The following is a 24,672-nucleotide window of genomic DNA, read 5'->3' on the forward strand; positions in this document are numbered from 1 at the left end:
CCATCCCCCCGGAGAGATTGTCGGCCCCTGCACCGCCCTCGAGCGTATCGTCGCCCGCATTGCCGACGAGCGTGTCGTTGCCCGCACCGCCGCGTAGCGTGTTGGCGTTCGCGTCGCCACGGAGCGTGTCGTCGAGGCCGGTACCGATCAGATTCTCGATCGAGACGAAGCTGTCGCCCGCCGCGAGCCCGGTATTGTTCGCGGGCGCCGCGAGATCGGCGACCACCGCCGCGGTCGCTGCGACGCCTTCGCTCTGGAAGCTATAGTCAGCCCAGTCGCTGCCGAGCCCGCCGTCGAGCACATCCGCGCCCACGCCGCCGGTGAGCAGATCGTCGCCATCCTCGCCGTAAAGCGTGTCGTTGCCGGCGTCACCGAACAGCGTGTCGTTGGTGCCGACGTTATTGGCGCCGCCATAGAGCGTGTCGTTGCCGTCGCCGCCGATCAGCGTGTCGGCATCCTCCCGGCCATAGAGGGTGTCGATGCCCAGGCCGCCGATCAGCCGGTCGTTGCCCGCGCCACCGTCGAGCATATCATCGCCGGCGCCGCCGTCGAGCGTGTCGGCACCGCCATAACCGTAGATGAGATCGCGATTCTGCTGGCCGATATAGCTGTCGTTGCCTGACGTGCCTTCGATCACGTCGTCGCGATTGGTGACGGTGATGGTCACCGGCCTAGCGATCGACTGGGGCGTGGTCGAGGTGTCGGTCGCCGTCACCGTCAGCGCGATCGACGTCGCCGTCTCATAGTCGAGCGAGACACCGGCCTTGAGCTGCAGGCTGTTGCCGACGAACTCGAAACGGCTGTCGTCGACCGTGTAGGAGAAGATGGCGAAGGTGGATCCCGCAGTGTCGGGATCGGTGACGCCGAAGGTGGCGAGAACAACCGCCGCACGCGCTGCGTCGGGTGCGCTGGCAGCGATGCGATCACGCTCCTGGACGCTGATCCCTGTCGGCGTCCAGCTCATTGCGGTTGGCGCTTCGTTGACGTCGGTGACGGCGATCGTGAAGCTCGTCTGTGCCTGGAAATAGGGCGCCGCGCCGGCATTGTCCCGCGCAATCACGGTGTAGGAGGCGCTCGGCGTCCCCGCTTCGAAGTTGAGCGCCGCTACGGTCTTGATCACGCCGGTGACCGCGTCGATTGTGTAGCGACCGTCTGACGAGGTCGCGCTCGCCGTTGTTCCGTTGAGGAAATAATAGCGCTGCTGGCCGAAAGCCGTTCCCGCTCCGTCGGGATCGACCGCTGCGACGATCGTGCCGACGGTGGTGCCGATAGCGACGTTCTCGGCGACCGTCATATTGGGAGTGGTCGGCAAGCTGTTCGCTTCGTTGACGTCGTTGACGGTGATCGTCACATCAGTCGCCGCCTGATTGTAGGGCGCAGTGCCCGCATTGTCGCGCGCGATCACCTTGTAGGTGCCCGATGCGCCTGCTTCGTAGCTGATCCCGATCGCGGTCTTGATTGCACCGGTGACGGCGTCGATCGTGTATCGGCCGTCGGCCGAAGTCGCGCTCGCAGTGGTGCCGTTGAGGAAATAATAACGCTGCTGGCCGAACGCGTGCGTGCCGTCGGGATCCGCCGCCGTAACGGTGCCTGCGGTCGTACCGGTCGCGACATTCTCGGTCACGCTCATCGCCAGCGTCGCGGGCAGGTTGTTGGCCTCGTTGATGTTGGTGATGCCGATGGTGACGTCGGACGTCGCCTGATTGTAAGGCGCGGTGCCGGCATTGTCGCGGGCGATCACCTTGTAGACCAGGCTTGGATTGGCCGCCTCGAAATTGAGCGCAGCCGCCGTCTTGATCACGCCGGTGACCGCGTCGATCGTATAGCGGCCATCCGATGAGGTAGCACTCGCGGTGGTGCCGTTGAGGAAATAATAACGCTGCTGGCCAAACGCGTGCGCGTCGTCGGGATCGGTCGCGGCGATGGTGCCGACCGTGGCGCCGATCGCGATGTTCTCGGCGACGCTCAAGCTCGCGCTGGCGGGCAGCGCATTCGCCTCGTTGACGTTGGTCACTGCGACGGTGAAGCTCGCCTGGCGCGTCCCGCCCTTGCCATCCGAAGCCTGGACGGTGACCGCGTGGCTCTGCGCCGCTTCGAAGTTGAGCGAGGCCGGCATCTTGACGCTGAGCTGGCCATTCGCGCTGATCTGGAAGCGGCCGCCGGCATCGTCGATCAAGCTGAAGGTCAGCGAGTCGCCATCGACATCGCTCGAGACGAGCTGGCCGACCACGGTCCCCACCGCAGTGGCGCTGCCCGTGCCTGCCTCGGCAACGCCGAGCGCCGTGCCCGACACGGTGATCGCGCCCGGAGCGTCGTTCACCGCCGCGATCGTGACCGCGACCGCGACCTCGACCGATTGGCCGTCGGCATCCGTGACGACGATGGAGAAGCCGTCGTTGCCCGAATAGTCTGCGCCAGGGGTGTAGATGAACTGCCCCGACGTCGCATTGAGCGCGACGCTGCCATGCGCCGCGGCATTGCCGATGGCATAGCCGGTGATGTTGTCGTCATCATCGACTGCGTTGACGAACGTCGCCGCGGTGGCGACGTCCTCGCTCGTGGTGAGCGTGATCGCGCTCGCCTTCGGCACGGCCTTGTCGCCTTGATGCCAGTAATCCGCAAGCAGCGCCGCGACGGAAGCGGGCATCGCTCCCGGCGCAGGGACCTGGAGCGCGGTCATCGCATCGATCAATGGCGCGGAATGCGCAAGGAACAAAGTGTGCGTCGCCGTCGACACCGAATGCATCATGCCGGTTGCGTTGGGAGAGAAGTAATTGACCACTCGCACCCGGCTGCTGCTGCCGATGATGCCGATCACCAGGTCCGTGTACGAGCGTGCGAACCAGAGCTGGTCAAAACTTACCGAGGTGTCGAAGACGATACTGTTCTTGCCGGATAGATCGATAAGCGCATCGTCCCCCGACCGTGAGTCGAACAGATAGACGTCGTCCCCGCCCCCGTCGGACAGGGTGTCGTTGCCGGCACCGCCGCTGATCGTGTCGTTGCCAGCGCCGCTGTCGATCGTATCGATGCCGTCGCCGCCGGAGAGCGTGTCGTCGTCGTCGCCGCCATACAGCGTGTCGCGGTCCGCGCCGCCGGTCAGCGTATCCTTTCCGGCATCGCCATAGATCGTGTCCGCGCCGTCTCCACCGTCGAGCCGGTCGTCGCCCGCGCCGCCCCAGATGCGGTCGGCCCCCTCGCCGCCCGAGATCGCGTCGATGCCATCATCGCCGTAGAGGAAGTCGTCGCCGCCGTCGCCGAGCAGCACATCATCGCCGCCGCCGCCGCGGAGCGTGTCGTTGCCGTCGAGTCCCGCCAGCCGGTTCCCGCCCGCGTCGCCGGTGATCGTGTCGACCAGCTGCGAGCCAACGACATTTTCGATTCCCGCCAGCACATCGCCCGCAGCATCGCCGCCCACCTGCGCCCCAGCGACCGTGAGATTGACCGTGACGCCGGCCGCGGAACGCACATAGCGGACCGTGTCGCCGGCCGTCTCGGTCGTGCCGATGGCAGTGTTGGCGCCGCCGTCGAGCATGTCGGCGCCAAGGCCGCCCTCGAGCACGTCGTCGCCATCGCCGCCGAACAACTGGTCGTCTCCGGCATAGCCGACCAGCGCGTCGTTGCCCGCGCCGCCCGCGAGGTTGTCGGCAAGCGCGCCCGCCTGGCCGGCGAGGAGGTCGTCGCCGGCGGTGCCGACCAGCTGAGTCGAACTCGCCGCGACGAGCACATTGGCCAGTGATACAGCGAGGCCGTCGGCCAGCTGGAGCGTCTCGATCCTGGTATTGGCGTTGGCCTGTCCCTGCAGCGTCACCTGCTGGGTGGTGGTGTTGTCCTTGCGCAAATAAAGGTCGTTGCCCGACCAGGCGAACTGCATGTCGGTGAGGCTGAGCCCCGCGCCCAGTTCGAGTATGTCGATACCCGCATCGACCGTGGTGTCGAAGGTTGGCGTGACGCCGGTGACCCCAAACGCGGCGTCGTACACCGTGTCCACACCATAATTGAGGTTCCACACATAGACGTCGTCGCCGGTATTGCCCCACAGGCTGTCGGTGCCCGCTCCGCCTTCGAGCTGGTTCTGCCCGGTATCGCCGCCGAGTGTATCGTTGCCCGAACCGCCCAGCACGCCCTCGATCCCGTAATATTCGTCCCCGACGGCATCGCCGAGATTGGCGCTGGTCAGCGTGAGATAGACGCGCACCGCGGCGGTGGCGGACTTGTACGACGCGATGTCGAAGCCCATGCCGCCGATCAGCAGGTCCTTGCCGGCACCGCCGTCCAGCATGTCGTTGCCTGTGCCGCCGTACAGCACGTCGTCACCACCCTCACCGCGCAGCGTGTCCGAACCCGAATTGCCCGCGATGATGTCGTTGCCGAGCCCGCCTGCGACGACGTCGTCGCCCGCCCCCGCGGTCATCCAGTCGTCGATCGCGCTGCCGCCGAGCGGCGTGGCGTCGGCGCCGTCGGCTGCGTCGGTGCCGGCATAGAGATTGCGCTTGATGGTCGGGGTGCCGCCGACCAAAGTCTCAATGTCGAGAACGCCGGTCTGATAGAAAGCGAGCTTCTCGATCTGCCCACCGCCGCCGACGGCGTACCAATCCTTGACCGTGAGACTGTCGGCGAGCGCGAGCGCATCACTGCTCTCGGCATCGTCGTCGCCAACCGCGAATACCAGGTCGTTGCCGACGCGGCGCAGCACCACGTCCTGGATGTCGATCCCCGGCGCGAACTCGATTGTGTCCACGCCTGCGTCCTGCACCACCGAGCCGGTGGCCGGACCAACGAAGCGCCGGAGCGTGCCGCTGCCGGCATCCCAGTTGAATTTACCGCGCCATTCGAGATCGAGATTCTGCGGATTACCGGTGCGATTGAACGCAACCACTTCGACCGTGCCGTCGCCCCAGGTATAGCGGACGCTGCCCTGCGCATCGATGGTGTAGCCGGCCTGGTAGGCGCCGCTGGCGAACACCGTGGTCCAGCCGGCATCGTTATAGTCATCGAAGATCAGGTCGCGGCCGTCGCCGCGCGTGAACTTGAACCGGTCGTCGCCCTTGCCGCCGACCACGACATCGCCGTCGCCGCGCCCGCCCGAGACGATGTCGTTGCCGTCCCCGCCATAGACTTCGTCCAAGCCCTCGTCGCCGGTGAGCAGATCGTTGCCGCTGCCACCGAGCACCTGATCGTTGCCGAGGCCGCCGACGACGATGTCGTTGTCGGCGTCGCCCGACACGAGATCGTCGCCAGCGCCGCCCAGCGCTACGTCGTTGCCGGCCAGAGCGCGGATCGAGATCATTGCCGGCGCCGCCCCAGATGAAGTCGTTGCCCTGGGTGCCGATCAGCAGGTCGTTGCCGGTGCCGCCAATGACGAAGCTGGTGATGTCGCTGAGCTTGATGCCGTTGCCGTCGGCGAAGCGCAGCCATTCGATGCGCTTGAATGCGTCGACAAACCAATCCTTGAGCACCAGGCGCGCGCTCTCGACCTGGGTGCCATTGACCGTGTCGAACACGGTGACGATCAGATCGGCGCCGGGGGCGGCGCTGGTCCCCGACCGCTCGAGCCGGACATCGCCCAGCCCGATCCCGGCCGCGAACACCACCGCGTCCTCGCCACCGTCGATCCTGCCCTGGCTGACACCGATCGCTCCGCCGACCCAGTCGGGGCGCAGTGCACCCGCCTGGAGTGCGTTGACCTTCCATTTCTCGATCGCAGTCATGCGCGCGACGATGTAGTCGCCGACCGTGCCGGTGCTCGCCGCGGAGCCGGTCTCGATCGCGTCGTCGCGCCCGTCGCCGCGGCGCACCAGATACTGGTCGGACCCGAGCCCGCCCTCCAGCCGGTCGCCAGCGCCCGCCCCACCTGCGAGGATGTCGTCGCCGGCGCCGCCATAGAGCTGGTCCACGCCCGCGCCGCCTTCGAGCCAGTCCGAGCCCTCACGCCCGCGAAGCACGTCGTCGCCATCGCCGCCGTCGAGATAATTGCCGTCGCCGCCCAGCGTGCCTATGACCGCGCCGCCGGCGTCGAGCGTGTCGTTGCCGGCGCCGCCGAGAAGCCAGTCATCGAGGCGACCGCCATAGAGCGTGTCGTTGCCCGCACCGCCGAGCAAATTGTCGCCGAGATTGGACGCATAAATCGTGTCGTCGCCCGCGCCACCGTCCACGGTGGCAGCGATCGCGATATCGACACCGCGGCGATCCTGCACCGCATAGGCGACACTGGCTGCAGTGCCGGCACGCGAACGCGACACAGTGAAGGTGGCGGTGCCCGTCGCCTCATGGACGACCACATTATCGATCCATACCAGCGGTGTCGGGCTGGCGCCGTCCAGGATGGTGGCCTCGCCGGTCACCGGAGCCGCGCCATTGCCGAGCGCGGCGGCGCCCGAGGTGACCGTCGCCGTCAACGTGAAGCGCTCGCCGTGCTCGACATTGGTCGCAGCCCCACCGGCACCAATGCCGTTATCGGCGATCACCGGCGTGCGGACGAACAGCTGCGTGGCGCCCGCTGCGAAGGTGGCGGTGCTGGCGCTGGTCCAGTTCACACCGTCGCTCGAGACCTGCAACCCAGCGCCATAATCGACACCGTTGCCGCTGGCAGTAGCGTCGCCGAGCACCAGCGCGACCGACACGTCAGTCGAAGCCGCCTTCGACAGGCTCAGACGGAAGACCGCATAGCCATCGGCCTCCGCGGCATAGCTGTTGCCTACCATCAGCGACGGCAGGCCGTCTTCGGCGATGGTGGCGACAGCCGCGTTGCCCACCACGGTGAGCCCAGTCGCGGCGGAGAGCCTGGCCAGGAAGCGTTCGACACCCTCGGCGACAGAGTCCGCCGTCAGCGCCACCGTGAAGCTCTTGCGCAGATCACTCGCCGCAAAGCTGAGCGTTCCCGACGCGGCGGTGAAATCAGTGCCTGCAAGCGCGAGATCGTTTTGCAGCACGCCGTCGATCGTGAGGCCGCGCTGGTCGGCGAGACGCCCGGTGGTCAGATCGATCACGTCGTTGCTGGCAGTGCCTCCGATCATCGTCTGTGCGCCGGGCTGGATAGTGTCCTGAATATAGCCCAGCTGGGCGCCGCTCGCTTCGTAGACGTTCCAGAAGCGCGTGCCGCTCAACGCATCGAGCTTCATCTCGATAAGCCCGGCATGAAGCGCGGCGCCGCCCATCCGATCGTCGACCGCCTGATCGAGGAACGCATTATAGCCGCCGATCCAGTCGGTATAAGCACGGCGATCGAGGCCCAGCTCGCTCGCGCGCGACAGCGTGACCAGCCAGCCCGCGGCGAAAGCGCTGTCCGGATTGGCTGCGATCATGGTATTGATCGTCGAAGGATCGGCGACATATTCGGCATAGTCGCTGGCAACCGAGAAATCACCGAGCAGCGTCGTCATGTCGAACTGCCCGGCGGCGCCCACCGCATTGCTGTTCGGATTGCCCTGCGCATTGGCCAGCGAAGTCGCCAGTGTGCGCTTGGCATAGACGTCGCCCCCGGCGAGCTGACCGACCATGTCGGACAGCGCGATATAGGTGCCGTGCGTCACCAGCTGTTCGGCGCCGCTCTTGCCCGAAAAGCGCGCCGTGATCGCATTGGTGTCCTGCGTCGATGTTGCGCGATACACGAAGTCCTTCTTGCGCATCCCGTAATTGCCGGCCTGAACGGCCTTGGCATCGAGAAGCACGGCACCGCTGGCAGAGAGCACCGAATTGAGATTGCCGCTGACCGCGGTTGCCATCTGGCGCGCGGCATCCTTGGATCCGCCCTTGCGCGCATAGACATTGGCGGCGACGAACTCGTTCTTGCTCGCATCCCAGGTGGCGTCGGCGCCTGAGCGCGGAGTGCCGCCGAAGATCGAGCCGATCAGCCCACCCAGCAGCGAGATCGACCAGCACTATCACGGCAACGACAGCGATCGCGACGATCGGATTGGCGGCCGCGAAGGCGGCGGCGTTCGCCAACGTGCCGGCGCCGGCCGCGGCAACGCCGGAACTCGCCGCCAGGCTAGCCAGCGCGCCCGTCGCCGCGAAGCTGCCATAGATCGCGCCGACCGCCGAGCCGATCTGCCCACCAACCGTGTCGAAAGTCTTGATCTCGGCGGCGAGCTTGGTGCCGATGTACGAACCGATGGCGTTGACCAACAGGCTCGGCCCGATCTGACTGAACAGGTTGCGCGTCTCGGTGACCAGCTGGCCATTGCGCACCACTTGATAGGTTTCGCCGAGATGCAGGCTGTTCGAGATGATCTGCGAGATCACCGCGCCGCCCACGCTGTTCGCCACTTCGGCCGGAACGCCGCCGAGGCCGATCGCCTTGACCAGCTCCGCAGTGAGATAGGAGGAGACTGCGCCGATCGATCCGCCCTCGATGTTGGACAGGATGGTCTTGCCGAAATTGCCGCTCAGACCGATCTGCTCCTTGCCGCTCAGCGGATCGCGGGTGCGCGTCAGGAAATTGGTGGTCGTCTGGGTGCCGCCGAATACTTCGGTGTCAATGAATTCACCCAGCGCTCCGAGCACCGCGCTCAGCGTGGCGGAGGCCACGATCTGCGCCAACGGCTGATCGGAGAGCCGCTTGCCGAGCGTCGAGCCCAGCGCCATGCCGAGCTGGCCGCCGTCGACCGTAGTCAGCGCGCCGCCGATCGCGCCGAAAAAGGCACTGACGGTCGTGCCCTCGCGCTGGATGTAGAGCGGGACTTCGCGATTGCCCGCGTTGATGCGGTGGTTCTTGCGATAGAAGGTCTCGACGGAATCGCGTCGCTCGATGGCGCGGAGCGTGAAATACTCGGTGTCGCTCAACACCCAGACGGTGTGCCCGGCGCTGTCCGTGAACGAATAATTGCCCGACAGATTGGCGGCGGGAACAGCCGCGATCTGCGCTTCCGTCCAGCCCGATCGCCGGAGCAACGCCTTGTACCCGTCCACGGTGAGGGCGAGATTGCCCGTGGCCATCGTCGGGTGCGCCGCCTGCAAAATCGACGCGCCTTGCGCGTTGACCGCGGCCGGCACTCCCAGTTCGCTGTCGACTCGGAAGTCCATCAGATAGACGCCGTCGCGAAGCACGCGCTGATAATCGCCCGGATAATTGTTCCAGACGTGCCTACCGTAACGCGGGTGTCCGATCCCTTCGTGCAGAAACACTTCCGCCATGGCGTCATAGTCGATAACGCCGTTGAACGTGTTGCCGGTAATGGAGAGATAGGCACGCAGCTCGAAGGGTACGCTGGGCCGGTTGACGAACACGCCAGTGCCTTGATTATCGCCGTTCCAATTGGCGAAGCCGCCGACCAAACGTGGGTCGACGCGAGTGGCTTCGTTGGGGTTGGTGTTCAAGTAACTGGTATTGGCGTTGTAGGTGACGCCGCTCAGGACGATTCCCTCGGACCCCGCCCATTTGAGTTCGTTGGCATAAGTGGGCGAAGCGTCAATCTTGCGATTGAGCGCATCGACGAAGGACTGGAGGTTGATCCCGGCCAGCCCCGTGCCGACCTTGATCACCGGCAGCCCGCTGCCCGCAACGGGCGTCAGGCGGCGATTGGCACCGGTGCCGGTGATCGTATAGCTGTTGGGCATCGACAGCTCCTGTTAAGGCCGGGGAATGGAAGGGATTTCGAGAGGTCGGTAATAAGAAGCAGCGTTGGGCACGCCCTGATCGCCGGCGAGCCGGTATCGGTGGGCGGCCTCGACGGGAGATCCGCAGAGACGAAGGAGATTGCCGGCGACGATCGAGGCGACGGCATCGCCTTGGTCGCTCGCCGCGAGCAGCAGCGCGCGATTCGGCGCGTCGTCGCAGCGGTGCAGCTCCAGGATCAGCGCGAGATACGCCGTCCGCGCCTTGGCGTGCCCGGTGCGCGCGAGCGTCACCACCTCGCTGATGCGCGGCGGCGTCAGCAGGCAATTGGGCGGCACCGCGACCAGCGCGCCGAGGATTTCGGTGTCGAGATATTCCTCCACAGTCGCATGGCGCGCCGCCTCGGCGCAGGAGGCCACAGGCTGTGCGGGATAGACCGCGAAGCGCGTGCGAGTTGCCAGCCCCGCCAGCGCCGTCTCGGCGGTGCGGCGATCGATCTCGCGCAACGGGTCCCGGGCTCTGCCGGCCCCGCGCCGCGCCGCCAGCCGCTGCTTGGCGGCGGACAGCCCAGGCTCAAATGGGCCCGTGTTGACCGGCATCGCTTGCACGGCGCCATTGCCGCGCGGGACGAAGACCAGACGGCGGCCTCCCCTGTCGCTCGCCGCCGCTTCGAGGAGTTGCTCGGCACGTCGCGGATCGGCGGCGATGCTGTCACCCGCGGCGAAGCGGTCCGACAGGTCCATCTGCGCCTGCTTGTCGCCCGCACGGGCCTGTTCGGCGAGCGCCTGCAGGTCCGCCGGTGCGCGGCCGGGGCGAAGGTCGATTCCGGCGTAGGAGTGCGGCGTGCAGCCGCAAGCCGACAACATCGCGGAAATCGCGATGGCGCCCTGCAGCAACTCGACGCGATGCCGACGCAATAACCCCTCCCCGCGGCCAAGCACTGCTAAGCGCTTTGCCGTCAAAAAGCATGTGCGACACCGCGGCTTTATGAATTTTCTGGAACAACCGCCGCAGGGACGAAATTGACCGCTAGAACCGTGATCGTCAAGCGGCTTCCGGGTCGATTCCAAGAAATTCAAGCGCCTGCCAGGGTGTTCTGGCAAGATCGCGGGCGACCGAATATGCTCGACCCGACAGGCCCTCCCATGGGACACTTATCCCTCTCGCATCGCCGGCAATGCGGACGGCGCCACTTCAGGCCCCACCACCGCCGCCAGCGCTTTGTGTCCGCGCGGCGGTGGTGGCATGGAGGCAGCAGCGTTATGCTCCACCCGCGAGTCTCTTTTCAAAATGGCGCTAACCCAAAACAGCCCGAGAGAGCCCCACATGACCTCCCCGATATCGAACGGCTCGTCACGATCATGGCGCGGCTGCGCGATCCGAAGACCGGTTGCGAATGGGACACCGTCCAGACCTTCGAGACGATCGCGCCTTATACGATCGAGGAAGCCTATGAAGTCGCCGACGCGATCGAACGCGGCGATATGGCCGATCTCAAGGACGAGCTCGGCGATCTGCTGCTCCAGGTCGTCTTCCACAGCCGCATGGCCGAGGAAGCCGGCCATTTCGCGCTTCCCGACGTGATCGCTTCGATCAGCGACAAGATGGAGCGCCGCCACCCGCACATCTTCCTGGGCGCCGCGGAGGGCGGCCACCATTTATGGGAACAAATCAAGGCCGCAGAGCGGGGGCGAAGGCAGAGGAGCGCGCGCAATCGGCAGGCGCGCTTGAGGGCGTCGCACTCGGCCTCCCCGCCTTGCTTCGCGCCGAGAAGCTCCAGAAACGCGCCGCGCGCACCGGCTTCGACTGGCCCGACGCAAGCGGCGCCCGCGCCAAGATCGACGAGGAACTGGCCGAAGTCGAAGCCGCGGTCACGCATGAGGAGCGCGAGGAAGAGATTGGCGACCTGCTGTTCGCAATGGTCAATTGGGCACGCAAGCAAGGCGTCGACCCCGAAGCCGCGCTGCGCGGCGCCAACGCCAAGTTCGAACGCCGCTTCCGGGCAATGGAGGCCGAAGCCGGCGAGGCATTCGCCGGGCTCGATCTCGACGGCAAGGAAGCCTTGTGGGTCAAGGCCAAGGGCGGATGAGGCTCTGGCAATGGGTGCGAAGCCAGCGCCCGGTCGGCCTGCTCCTCTACGGTGCGATCGGAGCGATCCTGATCGCCCTGATCGTACTGCCTCGATTATTCCCGGATGGCCTCGAAGTTGCCGGTCCCACGCCCGACGAGGGCTTGTTGGCCATCGGTTCCGACGGTTGGGAAGGTGCGACCTTCCATCCCCTCGCCCTTCTCGTCGAGAATGAGCAATTGCGGGCAAAGGGCCAGCAGCGCGTCGGTGAACTGTGCCTGGACCCCGCGGCGGCGCGCGCCGAACTCGATCGCGCGTTCGGCCGGACGCGCGCGGACCGCAGCGGCACGCGCGCCGTCTGGGTGAAGCTGGTCGCGCGCAAATATCTCGTCAGCAATGCCTGCACCAATCGCAACCGCACGCGCGCCGGCCGCCATTATGGCTACGTCTATCGCATCACCGCGCTGCAGGCGGTGCATCCGATCGACTGCGGCTATCTGCGTTTCATCTTCAACAGTCGCCGCTGCCCCGCACCTCCTCTCCGCCCAAAGCGATCCACATAGACGCCGCGCAGAGTTACCCAGCCGAAGCGCTCGGCCGCGGCGCGCAGGGACTCGCGACGATCGAGGCGCTGGTCGGGCCGGGCGACAAGGTGATCGCCTGCAAGGTGACTGCGAGCGCCGGCGACGCAGCGCTCGATCGTGCCGCCTGCGATGTCTTTGCCGCCAATGCCCGGTCCTATGCCGGAAAGGGCTCGACTGCCGGGCTGGCCTCGGGCGTGCGCCGGATCCGCACCCGGATCCGCTTCGAGCTCGAAAAGCCCGCGCCGAACAGCGCCCGGCCGGCGCCCTGATTGCAATGTAGGATTTCGTCTGCTCGACTGGACAAGACCGTCATCAGTCCTTGCCTTCGCAACGCTCTTTGAACGCGTGAACCCTCGACATCCGGCCAACACCGGGATCGCCCCCCAATCGTCACCCCGGCGAAAGCCGGGGCCCAGAGTAGGCGGCCGTGCCGCTCGTGGCTCTGGATCCCGGCATCCGCCGCGATGACGGATGCGCGCGCCCTCTCACAAACAGGGAATCCGCACGCACGCCTGTGTCAACTTCGGCGACTATTTGTTCCCCGTTTCCCTTAGCGAACGGACAATATCGGCACACCCCGCCAAAACCCGCATTTTCGCGTTCCCCATTGTCCGCGTTCAGTCTGCCGGATCGGGAATCGCCCCGTTTCAGCGGGCCTGAACGCGGATTATCGGCAAGGTGCCCGGCGCGAAGCGCGAATAGGTCATGTTGATCGCGGCGATGTTGCGGCGCTGCCCGTTGAGCTTCTGCGGCGCGGTGCAGGTGCCGGCGTTGAGGATCCGGCGCACCGGCAGATCCTGCACGCCGCCATTCTGGAACCGCACGGTCAGGCGGGTGAAGTGGATCGGGCGATTGAGCGCGCAGACGCGGATCTGGCGATCGCGCGCATTCCCGCGGAGATTGACGGTGTCCCGATCGCTGCCGCGGCTCACCGTCTTGTAGCCGACGGTGCGCCAGCCCGGCTGTGCCTGCGCGGCGGTGGCAGTGCCAAGGGCGGTGGCGCCGAGCGACAGGACAAGGAAAGGAAGGATTTTCATAGGCATCACTCCATGTCCCCCGCCCGTGCCGATTTTAGCACAAACGTTCCGGCATCAAAACCAGTTCGGAATCGTAGCGCTATGCGCGGCGCGTCTCGAACCGCTCGTAATCCCGCGGCGCCATGCGGACTTCGTAGACCGATTGCGGGCCTTCGACTCGCTGCTCGATCACTTCGCCATGCTGGTGGAGCCAGGCGGCCCCCGCCCCGTCGGCCGGATCGAGCGCGATCGTGTAGCGGCGATGCCCCTCGGTGAGCCGCGCGGCGACGGTCTCGATCAGCGTGTCGACCCCTCCCCGGTCACTGCGGAGATCGGCATCACGTCGTCGCGCTTGCCGGCATCCTCCAGCAATTGGGCGCGGCGTTCCCCGTCGAGCAGATCGAGCTTGTTCCACGCCTCGAACCGTGGCGTCGCCTCGGCCACGCCGATCTCGCTCAGCACTTTCTCGACATCGGCACGCTGCGCCTCGCTGTCCGGATGCGCGATGTCGCGGACATGGATCAGCAGGTCGGCCGACACGACTTCCTCCAGCGTCGCCTTGAACGCCGCGACGAGCTGGGTCGGCAGTTCAGAGACGAAGCCCACCGTGTCCGACAGGATCGCCTTGTCGATGCCCGGTAGCGAGATCTGCCGCAGCGTCGGATCGAGCGTGGCGAAGAGCAGATTCTCCGCCATGACGTCAGAACCGGTCAAGCGATTGAAAAGCGTTGATTTTCCGGCGTTGGTATAGCCGACCAACGCGATCACCGGCCACGGCGCGCGCTGGCGCCGGTCGCGGTGAAGCGTACGCGTGCGGCTGACCTGGTCGAGCTCCTTGCGCAGCCGCGCCATACGGTCGCGGATCAGGCGCCTGTCGGCCTCGATCTGGGTCTCGCCCGGGCCGCCGAGAAAGCCGAAGCCGCCGCGCTGACGTTCGAGGTGCGTCCAGCTGCGCACCAGCCGGCCCGCCTGATAATCGAGATGCGCGAGCTCGACCTGGAGCCGGCCCTCGGCGGTGCGCGCGCTCGCCGAAGATCTCGAGGATCAATCCGGTACGGTCGATCACCTTGCAGCCGAGCGCCGTCTCGAGATTGCGCTGCTGCACCGGCGTTAAGGCCGCATCGAAAACAGCGAGCTGAAGTTCTTGATCTCGAACGGTTTCTGCGATGGCATCGACCTGCCCAGACCCGATCAGCGTCCCCGGCTTGGGCTGACGTAGCTTGACCGCCACCTTCTCGCGCACCTCGACGCCGATCGCCGCGGCGAGGCCGGCAGTCTCCTCGAGGCGCGCCTCGGCGTCGCGCGAGCTGCCGCCCATCTCGGGATAGACGACGATCGCCCGCGCGCCGCGGGAGAACTCGTCGGCGTCACGATCGAAACCGGTACTCATGCGTCCTCAATCGCCGTCGGGGACGGCGGTTTCCTCGGCGAGGTTGAGCGGATGCGCCGGCTGGATGGTCGACACCGCATGCTTGTAGACGAGCTGTGCCATGCCCTCGCGCTGGAGCAGCATGCAGAACAGGTCGAACGCGGCGATCTGGCCCTGGAGCATGACGCCGTTCACCAGGAACATCGTCACGTTTTCCTGCTGCTTGCGCACGGCGTTGAGGAAAATCTCCTGCAAAACCGGGTTCTTGTGCTGGAATTCTCCGGCCGCTTCGAGAAGCGCGGCGAGGTCCACCGGCCCTGCGGGCATGATCGTCGAGATGGCGTGCTTGTAGATCAGCTGCGACTGGCCGTCGCGGCGGAGCAGCACCGAGAAATTGTCGAACCAGGTGACGATCCCCTGGAGCTTGACGCCCTTCACGAGGAACATCGTCACCGGCACCTTGGAGCGCCGAAGCGAGTTGAGGAAAAGGTCCTGAAGCGAGGTCTGCTTCTCGGCCATGATGGTTTCCTTCTATTCTTGGCGGGGTCTGTCCCGCTTCGCGCCGGTTCCCGGCGTCGGAATGCCGCGCCACCTCGGCACGGAGCCCGCAGTCTATTGGTTCTGCGGGGCTGCGTCCAACCTATTCCTCGCGAGTCTCGGTGATGCCGAGCAGCTTCAGCTTGCGGTGCAGCGCCGACCGCTCCATCCCGATGAAGCTGGCGGTGCGCGAGATGTTGCCCGAGAAGCGGCGGATCTGGACGCGCAGATATTCGCGCTCGAAGGTCTCGCGCGCTTCCTTGAGCGGTGCGCCCATGATCGCATTGGCGCCGACGCCGCCCCCGATATCGCCGGGCTTGCCGAGCACTTCGGGAGGCAGCAGGTCGAGGTCGATCCGCCCGATCCGGTCGCCGGGGGCGAGGATCACCGTGCGCTCGACGACGTTGCGCAGCTGGCGGACATTGCCCGGCCATTCATAGCTCTGCAGCGCAACCATCGCATCGGGCGCCACTTCGGGCGTCGGCACGCGGCGCTCGCTGGCGTAATGCGCGACGAAATGCTCGACCAGCACGGGGATGTCCTCACGGCGCTCGGTGAGCGGCGGGATCAGCACCGGCACGACGTTGAGCCGGTAATAAAGGTCCTCGCGGAAGCGCGCCGCGGCGATCTCCGCCATCAGGTCGCGCGCAGTGGCGGAGACGACGCGGACATCGACCTTGACCACGCGGGTGCCGCCCACCCGGCTGAAGCTCTGGTCGGTGAGCACCCGCAGGATCCGCGCCTGCGTCGCGACCGGCATGTCGGCGATCTCGTCGAGGAACAGGGTTCCGCCATGCGCCTGTTCGAGCAGGCCCGGGCGGACGAGATCGCCCCCTCCTCCACCCCGAACAACTCCTCCTCGACGCGTTCGGGAAGCATTCGCGCCGCGCTGACGATCACGAAGGGAGCCGTCGTGCGCTGGCTCCAGCCGTGGAGCAATCGCGCCGCGACTTCCTTGCCCACGCCCGGCCCGCCGGTGATCAGCACGCGGCTGCCGGTCGAGGCGACGCGCTTCAGCGTGGCGCGCACGGTGTTGATCGCCGCCGAATTGCCGGTCAGGTCGTTCTCGCGACCCGCCGAGGCGCGCAGCGACACGACTTCGCGGCGGAGGCGTTCGGTCTCGGTGGCCCGCTCGACGAGCAGCAGCAGCCGCTCCGCCTCGAACGGCTTTTCGATGAAATCGACTGCGCCGCGGCGGATCGCGGCGACCGCGGTGTCGATATTGCCGTGCCCGGAGATCACCAGCACCGGGATCGAAGGATCGCGCCGCTTCATTTCGTCGAGCAGTTCGAGCCCGTCGAGCCGCGAGCCCTGGAGCCACACGTCGAGCAGCACCAGGCTCGGCCGGCGCTCGGCGATGGCTTCCAATGCGGCATCGCTGTCGGCGGCGCCGCGCGTGGCATAGCCTTCGTCCTCCAGCACACCCGCGACCAACTCGCGGATGTCGCGTTCGTCGTCGACGACGAGGATATCGAGGCTCATGAGGATTTTCCGGTTCTGGTAAGTGCCGCCGGCCGCGGATCGGCGGCCTCGGTCTGGGTGTCCTGAAGCGCCAGCTTCTCGAGCGCTTCGGTGTCGAAACAGATGATGACGACGGTGCCGCCGCCCTCGCGATCCATGAAGGCGATCGTGCCGAAATGCTCTTCGACGATCTTCTTGACGATCGCGAGGCCGAGCCCGGTGCCGCGGCTGCGCGTGGTCATATAGGGCTCGACGATGCGATCGCGCTCGACCGGCAGCCCGACGCCGTTGTCGGCGACGGTCAGCAGGATGCGGTGCGCGTCTTCCCGGCGGATCGTGAGCACCACTTCACCCTGCGCCAGCGCTTCGCCCTCGCCGCGCGCTTCGATCGCCTCGACGGCGTTCTTGATGACGTTGGTGAGTGCCTGCCCCATCTGCCGGCGATCGCTGACCAGGCTCGGGGGATCCTCCGGCGAGTCGAGCTCGAAACGGATCGTCGGGTGCGCGACTTCGTGGAGGAACATCGCCTGCCGCGCGATGTCGAGCAGCGACTCGCGGCGGAACAGCGGCTTGGGCATCCGCGCGAAGGACGAGAATTCGTCGACCATGCGCCGCAGATCGCCCACCTGCCGTATGATCGTGCCGGTCAACTGGCCGAACACGCCCTCCTCCCTCGATCTGCTTGCCGTAGCGGCGCTGGAGGCGCTCGGCGGCGAGCTGGATCGGCGTGAGCGGGTTCTTGATCTCGTGCGCGATCCGCCGCGCCACGTCGGACCAGGCGGCACGGCGCTGATCGAGCAATTGCTGGGTGATGTCGTCGAAGGTGAGCACCTGCCCCGCTTCGTCCGAAGTGATCTTCACCGCGAGCGTCCGCGCCTCGCCGCCCACGGTGACCTGCGCCACCGCTTCGCGCTCGGGGCTGTCGAGCAAGGCGTCGAGCTCGGGGGCGATCCCGGCGAGCGGTTTGCCCACCGACTCCTCCTCGCTTCGGCGCAGGAGCGTCAGCGCCGAGGCATTCACCAGGCGCACGACCCGATCGGCCCCGATCGAGACGACGCCGGCGGAAACCCCCGACATCACTGCCTCGATCAGTGCGCGGCGGCTCTCGAGCTGCGCATTCGCGGTGACGAGAGCCGTGTTCTGGAGTTCGAGCTGCGCAGTCATCCGATTGAAGGCATCGCCCAGCGTGCCGATCTCGTCCGCGTGCTTCGGCACGGCAACTCGCGCGCCTAGATCGCCCCCGCGACTCGCCGTGCTGCCGTCACCAGTTCGTCGATGGGACGAACAAGCCGGTCCGCAACCGCGAGCGCGATGGCCGTCGCGAGCCCGACGATCAGGAGCGCGACGCCAAACAGCACCGCGTTGAACTGAATCTGAAGCGAGCGGGCGCGCTTCTGCAGCGTCTCATACTCGGCGATGATCCCGGTGGCGGCCTGGCTCTGTCGGTTGAGATAGTCGACGTTGACAGGGGTGGCGACGTAGAGAAACAGGTTCTGCGCCCGGTCCACCGGCGTCACCACCCACAACACGTTGGAATCATAGTTTGTCGCGCTGTCCCGATTGCGCAACTGGCTGAGAACCTGCGCCGATACGCGCGCAGTGAAGAGTGCGGGCTCCGGTGCTTCGTACGCGTAAAGTGCCTTCACGGTTTTGCCGTCGACCACCCGGAACAGCACGGATTGGTAGAGGCTGCGAAGATAGGTCTGCTCGAGAAAGCGGAGTTGGAAGTCCGAGGATCCCTCTGGAATCTGCGGATATCTCGCCAACAAGTCGTCTACCATGGTCCGCGCCTCGCCGGTCCATCGCTTGACGATGAGATTTTGCCCCTCCTTCGCCATCGCCACCGTTGAATTGAAGGCCTTCTGAGCGCGTTCGGAACCCCAGAGCTGCACGCCCGACTGGAACATCACGGAGGCGGCGATGACCGTGAGCACAATAGGGATCGTCGCCATCAGGCTGAACACCGCGACGAGGCGGACGTGCAGTCGGCCCCGTTCCGCCAATGCGCGCTGGGCAGCACGACGGATCGCGATCCGCCGCCCGACCAGCACAATCAGCGCGACGCAGGGAAGCAAGTTGGCGAGCAGCAGCAGCGCCGCAACGCCGGGGCTGAACAGCTGACCACTCCAAAAATGGGTAACGAAGAGATAGGTACCGAGCGGAGCCGCCAGCACCAATGCGACTACCGCGATCTCCAGCATACGGGTGCGTGCGAAGCGTCGTTTGCTCTCAGCCCCTACAATCGCTGGCTCGGTCACGGCGTCCATCGTTGCTTGGATACAACGAGATTGTGGCCGAAAGAACACATAATTTTCGGCTAATCGTCACAAACTGTCGCTAAGCGGCACCGTCCGATCGATCCGCGCCCATCTCGATCCCCAGCGTATCGAGCCGCTTCCGGAGGGTGTTGCGGTTGATCCCCAGCGCGCGGGCGGCGCGGAGCTGATTGTTCTGGTGGCGCGCCAGCATCGCCTCGATCAGCGGGCGCTCGACTTCGCCGATGATCCGTTCGTAGAGGCTGCCGTCGTCGAGCGCGCGCGGTTCCTCGATCGCCATGCGCTCGAGCCGGGCGCGCACTGCGGCATCGATCCCGGCGTCGCGTGTCTCGGGCTGGAAACTGCCCGCCTCCCCAAAGCGCGGCGGATCGCATCGGCATCGATCCACTCGTCGCGGCTGAGCGCGGCGATGCGGCGCATCAGATTTTCGAGCTGGCGGACATTGCCCGGCCAGTCGAAGCCCTCGAGCACCGCGACGGCGTCCTTGCCGAGCTGTTTCCGCGGCAGCCCCGCCTCGGCGGCGCGATCGAGGAAGTGGCGCGCGAGCAACGGCACGTCCTGGCGGCGCTCGCGCAAGGCAGGCAGGCTCACCGGCACGACATTGAGCCGGTAGAACAGGTCTTCGCGGAATTGCCCGGTCTGGACGAGCTGGGCCAGATCCTTGTTGGTCGCCGCGACGATGCGGACATCGGCGCGGATCGTCCGCGCCCCGCCCACGGTGGTGAACTCGCCCGACTGGAGCACGCGCAACAGCCGCGTCTGCGCGTCCATCGGCATGTCGCCGATCTCGTCGAGGAACAAAGTGCCTCCCGCCGCCTGCTCGAACTTGCCTGCGACGCGCGTTGCCGCGCCGGTGAAGGCCCCGCGCTCGTGCCCGAACAGTTCCGCCTCGATCAGCTCGCGCGGGATCGCCGCCATGTTGAGCGCGACGAACGGCGCACGGCGGCGCGGACCCATTTCGTGGATCGCCTGCGCGACCAGTTCCTTGCCCGTTCCCGATCTGCCCGAGATCAGCACGGTCAGGTCATTCGAGACCACGCGGGCGATCACCCGGTAGACCTCCTGCATCGCGGGCGAGCGGCCGATCAGCGACGGCCCCCGCCGACCTCGGCCTCGGCCAGCTCGGCCGGCTGGCGCTGCCGCCTTGCGATCGCCCCGCGCACTGCCTGAGCGAGCACATCGAGGTCGAACGGCTTGGGCAGATAATCGAATGCGCCCACTTCGGTCGCGCGCACTGCCGTGGCCAGCGTGTTCTGCGCGGAGAAGACGATGATCGGCAGCTCGGGATGCTCGCCGGCAAGGCCTGCCGCCACATCGAGCCCATTGCCGTCGGGAAGCACCACGTCGGTCACCAGCACGTCGGGCACTTCCGATGCCAGCGCGCGGCGCAGCTCCGCGATGCTCGCCGCAGTCGTCACCCGGTGCCCCTCGCGCTTGAGCGCCGCCGCGACCACGGTGCGGATCGCGCTGTCGTCGTCGACGATCAGGACCGAGCCGCTCATGACGCCCTCTGCAGCAGGATGCGAAACACCGTAACCTCGGGATCACGCTCGCGGGCATATTGGACGATCCCGCCCATGTCGCGGACCAGCTTCTCGACCAAAGGCAATCCGAGCCCCTTCCCTTCCGGCTTGCCCGAGACGAACGGCTCGAACAGGTGCTCGGCGATATCAGCCGGAGCGCCGGGGCCGTTGTCGGTCACGAGGATCTCGATCGGCAAGGGTTGGCGCGGGAGGCCCGGGCCGGCGCTCACCGACATGCCGTGGCGATAGGCGGTCGCGAGCGTGATCCGCGGCGCGGCGGTGTCGCACAGCGCCTCGGCGGCGTTCTTGAGCAGGTTGAGCAACACCTGGAGAAAGGCATCGGAGTCGATCAGGACCGGCGGCAGCGAAGGATCGAAGCGTTCCTCGATCGTCGCTTCGCGCGCGAAGCCCGCCAGCGCTACACGCCGCGCGTGATCGAGCAGCGGATATACGTTGGTCGGCTCCAGCTTGAGCGGGCGCGTGTCGGTGAAATCCTGCATCCGGTCGATCAGCGTGACGATCCGGTCGACTTCGGTGGTGATCAGCTGGGTGAGTTCGCCATCCTCGCCGCCGCTCCGGAGCAATTGCGCCGCGCCGCGGATTCCGAGAGCGGGTTCTTGATCTCGTGCGCGAGCATCGCCGCCGCGCCCACCGCCGCGCGCGCGCCGGCGGTACGGTCGGCACCTTGCGCCACGCGGCGCGACTGGGGGCGTGGTGGAGTGTGACGATCCGCCAGCCGGGCTGATCGGCGATCAGCGTCTCGACGAAATCGACTCGGATGCGCGGCCCGCGGATCGCCTCGATCTCGATGTCGAACGCCGCGAAGCCGTGGCCGTCGCGCCGGTCGGCATAGTCCGCCGGCGGGAGCAGCACCGCGTCATAGGGCTGCCCGACCATCGTCGTCTCGCTATGGTTGAGCAGCAATTCGCAGGCCGAATTGGCATGGGCGATACGGCCATCGGGGTCGATCACCAGCACGGCCACGGGCAAAGCCGCGAACAATTCGCCAAAGCCAGGTCCCTTTACCGGTTCCGGCCTGGCGCGCCTCAGGCCGCCGCGCGCGAAGACCATGGCGCGTAGAATTCGGCGAGCATGTCGAGCACGCGCACGGGATCGGAGATCTTGTTGACGTTGTTGCGGAACTCGGCCGAGCCATGGATGCCCTTGGTGTACCAGCCGATATGCTTGCGCATCATGTTGACGCCGACCTCGTTGCCATAATGGCCGAGCGTGTCGATATAATGCTCTAGGATCACGCGATATTGTTCGTCGAACGACGGATCGGGCAGCGCATCCTTGCCGGTCAGCGCGTCCATCACCTGGCGCAGGATCCACGGTTTCCCGTAGGCGCCGCGGCCGATCATCACGCCGTCCGCGCCCGATTGCGCCAGCGCGGTGCGTGCATCCTCTATTCCGCAGATGTCGCCATTGGCGATCACCGGGATCGACACCGCATCCTTCACCGTGCGGATGAAGCCCCAGTCGGCCGAGCCCTTGTACATCTGGTTGCGGGTGCGGCCGTGAACGGTGATCATCTTAGCACCCAGATCCTCGGCGATATGCGCGAGTTCGGGGGCGTTGAGGCTGGCATGGTCCCAGCCCATCCGCATCTTGACCGTGACGGGCACGCTGACCGCCTTGACGCACGCCTCGATCAGCGACGCCGCGAGCTTGAGATCGCGCATCAGCGCAGAGCCGGCGTCGCCGCTGGTCACTTTCCGGACCGGGCAGCCCATGTTGATGTCGACGATCGCTGCGCCGCGATCCTCGCTCAGCTTCGCCGCCTCGGCCATCTCATAGGGCGTGCAGCCGACGAGTTGCATCGACACCGGGTCCTCGATCGGATCCCATGCGAATTTCTGGAGCGACTGGCGCGTCTCGCGGATCGCCGCCTGGCTGGCGACCATCTCGGTGACGTTGAGCCCCGAACCATAGCGCCGCACGACCCGGCGGAACGGCAAATCGGTCACGCCGGTCATCGGCGCGAGCAGCACCGGTGCTTCGACCCGGACAGGGCCGATCTGGATGGGGGCGAGTTCGCGCATGGTCTGCCTGAAAAATAGGCAGCGACGCCTAGCGGCACAAGCCCGGATTGGCAAGGCAGGGGTTCCCCGCTACCCGCGCCTCATGGGCAAGACTGCAGCGTTGATCGTCGCCGCCGGGCAGGGAACGCGGATCGGCGGACCGGTGGCCAAGCAATTCGCGCCGCTCGCCGGCAAGCCGATGCTCGCGCACAGTTTCGCTGCCCTGTCGTCGCATCCCGCGATCGACAGCGTCATGGTGGTCATCGGCGAAGGACAGGAAGCGGCACTGGACGCCGCGCTCGGCCAGGTTTCCTTCGTAATCGGCGGTCCCACGAGGCGCGAGTCGGTGGCGAATGGTCTCGCCGCGATCGCCGCCGAGCAAGTGCTGATCCACGACGCCGCGCGCCCTTTCCTCTCGCACACCGTGATCGACGCCCTCCTCGCGGCGCTCGAGACACACGAAGGCGCCCTCCCCGCCCTCCCCGTCGCCGACACGCTGGCGCAAGGCGGCGAGGCACTCGGCGAAACCGTGCCACGCGACGGCCTCGTCCGTGTCCAGACGCCACAGGCATTCCGCACCGCCACTATCCGCGCGGCGCATCAGGCCTGGCCCACCGACCGCGAGGCCACCGACGACGCGCAGATGGTCCGTGCGCTCGGACGCACGGTCGCCATCGTCCCCGGAGACATCGCCCTGGAAAAGATCACCCACCCCGCCGACTTCGCCGCCGCCGAAGCACGGCATGCCGCCGCGATGCGAGTCCGCACCGCGCAGGGCTATGACGTCCACCGCTTTGCTGTGGGCGAGGAATTGTGGCTCGGCGGCGTCCGCATCCCCCATGACAAGGGCCTGTCGGGGCATAGCGATGCCGATGTCGCGCTTCATGCGATCACCGATGCGCTGCTCGGGGTCATCGGCGCAGGCGATATCGGCATGCATTTCCTCCGAGCGACCCGCAGTGGCGCGGTGCCGCCTCGGCGCGGTTCCTCGAGCATGCAGCAAGCCTGCTCGCTGCGCAGGGCGGCGTGATCGACTTCATCGACCTGACGATCATCTGCGAGGCGCCGAAGATCGGCCCGCATCGGGACAGTATCCGCGCGAGCATCGCGGCGATCCTGCACCTGCCGGCCGCACGGATCAGCGTGAAGGCCACCACCACCGAGAGGCTGGGCTTCACCGGGCGCGGCGAAGGCATGGCCGCGCAGGCAATCGCCACGGTTCGTCTCCCTGCGGACAACGCCTGACTCGCGTTCGACACATCTCGGTGGCACAGGGCCTCGCCATGGACACGATTCTCCCGCCCCAGCTCGTTGACGCCGCGCGCCGCGTGCTCGAAGCCAATCGCGCCGTCGGGCGCCGCATCGCCGTGGCGGAAAGCTGCACGGGCGGCCTCGTCAGCGCCGCGCTCACCGAGATTCCGGGCTCGTCCGATGTGTTCGACGCCGGCTTCGTGACCTATTCGAACGAGGCCAAGACCGAAGTGCTCAAGGTCAGCACCGACGTGCTCGAAACCTTCGGTTCCGTGTCGATCGCAGTGGCGTGGAGCATGGCGCAAGGCGCGCTCAAGCGGAGCACCGCCGATGTCGCGGTGGCGATTACCGGGATCGCCGGCCCCGATGGCGGCAGCGAGAAGAAGCCGGTGGGCACGGTGGTGTTTGCCCAGGCCGAGCGCGGCGCCGATCCGCAGCACATCGTCGCCGATGCGCGCCATTTCGAGGATAATGGTCGTGCCGGCGTCCGGCTTCAGGCGGCGTTGTGTGCGCTCGAACTGCTGATGCCGGGCGCGGTCGCGTCGGAAGCGCCCGCCGAGTCGCCGTAAAGCCGCGCAGCACGCTCCTCGAACGCGTTGATCATTTTCCGCAGCGCGCGATCGAACACCTGCCCCGCGAGCATCTCGAACACCCGGTTCTTGAACGCAAAATCGACGCAGAAATCAACGAGGCACCCGCCCTTCCCGTCCGACCGGAACTTCCAGTCGTTATTGAGGTGCTTGAGCGGCCCTTCGAGATAGTCGACCCGGATATGCCCGGGCCGCTGTTTTTCCACACGCGAAGTGAAGCTCTCGCGCAGTCCCTTGAAGCCGACGATCAGGTCCGCGACCATCTGGGTATCACTGTTCGAGCGCACCCGCACCGCCGAGACCCAGGGCAGGAACTCGCCATAGCGCCCGACATCGGCGACCAGATCGAACATCTGCTCCGGCGAATAGGGCAGCGCGCGGGTCTCGCTATGCTTGGGCATTGAACTTAGTCCGTCA

15 protein-coding genes and 7 pseudogenes are annotated in these 24,672 nt (G+C 66.6%); 5 read left to right on the top strand and 17 right to left on the bottom strand.

Annotated features, from left to right (window positions below; all coding sequences use genetic code 11):
* Positions 1–43: 43 nt before the first annotated feature.
* From PIB19_RS04235 to PIB19_RS04250, 4 genes and pseudogenes are all read right to left on the bottom strand, one after another.
* Positions 44–5,290 (bottom strand): annotated as a pseudogene (locus PIB19_RS04235) (cadherin domain-containing protein); the annotation flags it as partial.
* Positions 5,291–5,318: 28 nt separating this feature from the next.
* Positions 5,319–7,382 (bottom strand): annotated as a pseudogene (locus PIB19_RS04240) (Calx-beta domain-containing protein); the annotation flags it as partial.
* Complete coding sequence (locus tag PIB19_RS04245; RefSeq protein WP_271239802.1) at positions 7,363–9,558, bottom strand: hypothetical protein; 2,196 nt, start codon at positions 9,556–9,558, stop codon at positions 7,363–7,365. The gene PIB19_RS04245 and the pseudogene PIB19_RS04240, both read right to left, overlap by 20 nt.
* A gap of 12 nt (positions 9,559–9,570) precedes the next feature.
* Complete coding sequence (locus PIB19_RS04250) at positions 9,571–10,635, bottom strand: hypothetical protein (protein ID WP_271239803.1); 1,065 nt, start codon at positions 10,633–10,635, stop codon at positions 9,571–9,573.
* A gap of 282 nt (positions 10,636–10,917) precedes the next feature.
* Here PIB19_RS04250 and mazG point away from each other — a divergent pair.
* From mazG to PIB19_RS04265, 3 genes and pseudogenes are all read left to right on the top strand, one after another.
* Positions 10,918–11,645, top strand: a pseudogene (gene mazG, locus PIB19_RS04255) (nucleoside triphosphate pyrophosphohydrolase).
* The gene (locus tag PIB19_RS04260) at positions 11,642–12,187 is read left to right on the top strand and encodes a hypothetical protein (RefSeq protein WP_271241075.1); all 546 of its coding nucleotides are present in this window, start codon (positions 11,642–11,644) and stop codon (positions 12,185–12,187) included. The pseudogene mazG and the gene PIB19_RS04260 overlap by 4 nt, the downstream one beginning before the upstream one ends.
* Positions 12,188–12,255: 68 nt before the next feature.
* Complete coding sequence (locus PIB19_RS04265) at positions 12,256–12,477, top strand: hypothetical protein (RefSeq protein WP_336297315.1); 222 nt, start codon at positions 12,256–12,258, stop codon at positions 12,475–12,477.
* Positions 12,478–12,855: 378 nt separating this feature from the next.
* Here the strand turns inward: PIB19_RS04265 and PIB19_RS04270 are convergent, their stop codons facing one another.
* The 12 genes and pseudogenes from PIB19_RS04270 to dusB all read right to left on the bottom strand — a co-directional run bounded on the left by PIB19_RS04270 (position 12,856) and on the right by dusB (position 22,435).
* Positions 12,856–13,245: a hypothetical protein gene (locus tag PIB19_RS04270; RefSeq protein ID WP_271239804.1), complete on the bottom strand. Its 390-nt coding sequence runs from the start codon at positions 13,243–13,245 to the stop codon at positions 12,856–12,858.
* 79 nt (positions 13,246–13,324) lie between these two features.
* Positions 13,325–14,614: pseudogene (gene hflX / locus PIB19_RS04275) on the bottom strand (GTPase HflX).
* Positions 14,615–14,620: 6 nt separating this feature from the next.
* Entirely contained in the window at positions 14,621–15,112 is a 492-nt protein-coding gene (hfq, locus tag PIB19_RS04280; protein WP_056614873.1) for an RNA chaperone Hfq, read from the bottom strand.
* 121 nt (positions 15,113–15,233) lie between these two features.
* Positions 15,234–15,662, bottom strand: a complete 429-nt coding sequence (locus PIB19_RS23480) for a helix-turn-helix domain-containing protein (RefSeq protein ID WP_443018733.1) — start codon at positions 15,660–15,662, stop codon at positions 15,234–15,236.
* A 38-nt stretch (positions 15,663–15,700) separates the two neighbouring features.
* Positions 15,701–16,612, bottom strand: a pseudogene (locus PIB19_RS04285) (sigma-54-dependent transcriptional regulator); the annotation flags it as partial.
* Complete coding sequence (locus PIB19_RS04290) at positions 16,609–17,253, bottom strand: sensor histidine kinase (RefSeq protein ID WP_271239805.1); 645 nt, start codon at positions 17,251–17,253, stop codon at positions 16,609–16,611. The pseudogene PIB19_RS04285 and the gene PIB19_RS04290, both read right to left, overlap by 4 nt.
* 567 nt (positions 17,254–17,820) lie before the next feature.
* Positions 17,821–18,792, bottom strand: coding sequence for a hypothetical protein (locus PIB19_RS04295; protein ID WP_271239806.1), 972 nt, complete (start codon positions 18,790–18,792; stop codon positions 17,821–17,823).
* 136 nt (positions 18,793–18,928) lie between these two features.
* Complete coding sequence (locus PIB19_RS04300) at positions 18,929–19,147, bottom strand: helix-turn-helix domain-containing protein (protein WP_271239807.1); 219 nt, start codon at positions 19,145–19,147, stop codon at positions 18,929–18,931.
* On the bottom strand, positions 19,069–19,935 hold the full coding sequence (locus tag PIB19_RS04305; RefSeq protein ID WP_271239808.1) for a sigma-54 interaction domain-containing protein: 867 nt from the start codon (positions 19,933–19,935) through the stop codon (positions 19,069–19,071). The genes PIB19_RS04300 and PIB19_RS04305 overlap by 79 nt, the downstream gene beginning before the upstream one ends.
* 17 nt (positions 19,936–19,952) lie before the next feature.
* The gene (locus tag PIB19_RS04310) at positions 19,953–20,369 is read right to left on the bottom strand and encodes a response regulator (RefSeq protein WP_271239809.1); all 417 of its coding nucleotides are present in this window, start codon (positions 20,367–20,369) and stop codon (positions 19,953–19,955) included.
* Positions 20,366–21,461: pseudogene (locus tag PIB19_RS04315) on the bottom strand (two-component system sensor histidine kinase NtrB). Before PIB19_RS04315 ends, PIB19_RS04310 begins: the two are co-directional and overlap by 4 nt.
* Positions 21,437–22,435, bottom strand: a complete 999-nt coding sequence (gene dusB, locus PIB19_RS04320) for a tRNA dihydrouridine synthase DusB (RefSeq protein ID WP_271239810.1) — start codon at positions 22,433–22,435, stop codon at positions 21,437–21,439. The pseudogene PIB19_RS04315 and the gene dusB overlap by 25 nt, the downstream one beginning before the upstream one ends.
* A gap of 82 nt (positions 22,436–22,517) precedes the next feature.
* On the opposite strand from dusB, the pseudogene PIB19_RS04325 reads away from it, so the two are divergent.
* Positions 22,518–23,659 (top strand): annotated as a pseudogene (locus tag PIB19_RS04325) (bifunctional 2-C-methyl-D-erythritol 4-phosphate cytidylyltransferase/2-C-methyl-D-erythritol 2,4-cyclodiphosphate synthase).
* 38 nt (positions 23,660–23,697) lie between these two features.
* Entirely contained in the window at positions 23,698–24,234 is a 537-nt protein-coding gene (locus PIB19_RS04330) for a CinA family protein (RefSeq protein ID WP_271239811.1), read from the top strand.
* Here PIB19_RS04330 and PIB19_RS04335 read toward each other — a convergent pair.
* Positions 24,159–24,656, bottom strand: coding sequence for a type II toxin-antitoxin system RatA family toxin (locus PIB19_RS04335; protein WP_271239812.1), 498 nt, complete (start codon positions 24,654–24,656; stop codon positions 24,159–24,161). The two genes, PIB19_RS04330 and PIB19_RS04335, sit on opposite strands and share 76 nt — an antisense overlap.
* Positions 24,657–24,672 lie beyond the last annotated feature (16 nt).

The organism is Sphingomonas sp. 7/4-4 (genome assembly GCF_027941955.1).
GTDB lineage: Bacteria > Pseudomonadota > Alphaproteobacteria > Sphingomonadales > Sphingomonadaceae > Sphingomonas.

Bases quoted from the DNA above. Each gene is read 5' to 3' on its own strand.
- dusB (WP_271239810.1), bottom strand. From the start codon at position 22,435: ATGCGCGAACTCGCCCCCATCCAGATCGGCCCTGTCCGGGTCGAAGCA.
- hfq (WP_056614873.1), bottom strand. From the start codon at position 15,112: ATGGCCGAGAAGCAGACCTCGCTTCAGGACCTTTTCCTCAACTCGCTT.
- PIB19_RS04245 (WP_271239802.1), bottom strand. From the start codon at position 9,558: ATGCCCAACAGCTATACGATCACCGGCACCGGTGCCAATCGCCGCCTG.
- PIB19_RS04310 (WP_271239809.1), bottom strand. From the start codon at position 20,369: ATGAGCGGCTCGGTCCTGATCGTCGACGACGACAGCGCGATCCGCACC.
- PIB19_RS04300 (WP_271239807.1), bottom strand. From the start codon at position 19,147: ATGGCGATCGAGGAACCGCGCGCGCTCGACGACGGCAGCCTCTACGAA.
- PIB19_RS04305 (WP_271239808.1), bottom strand. From the start codon at position 19,935: ATGCAGGAGGTCTACCGGGTGATCGCCCGCGTGGTCTCGAATGACCTG.
- PIB19_RS04295 (WP_271239806.1), bottom strand. From the start codon at position 18,792: ATGCTGGAGATCGCGGTAGTCGCATTGGTGCTGGCGGCTCCGCTCGGT.
- PIB19_RS04335 (WP_271239812.1), bottom strand. From the start codon at position 24,656: ATGCCCAAGCATAGCGAGACCCGCGCGCTGCCCTATTCGCCGGAGCAG.
- PIB19_RS04270 (WP_271239804.1), bottom strand. From the start codon at position 13,245: ATGAAAATCCTTCCTTTCCTTGTCCTGTCGCTCGGCGCCACCGCCCTT.
- PIB19_RS04260 (WP_271241075.1), top strand. From the start codon at position 11,642: ATGAGGCTCTGGCAATGGGTGCGAAGCCAGCGCCCGGTCGGCCTGCTC.
- PIB19_RS04330 (WP_271239811.1), top strand. From the start codon at position 23,698: ATGGACACGATTCTCCCGCCCCAGCTCGTTGACGCCGCGCGCCGCGTG.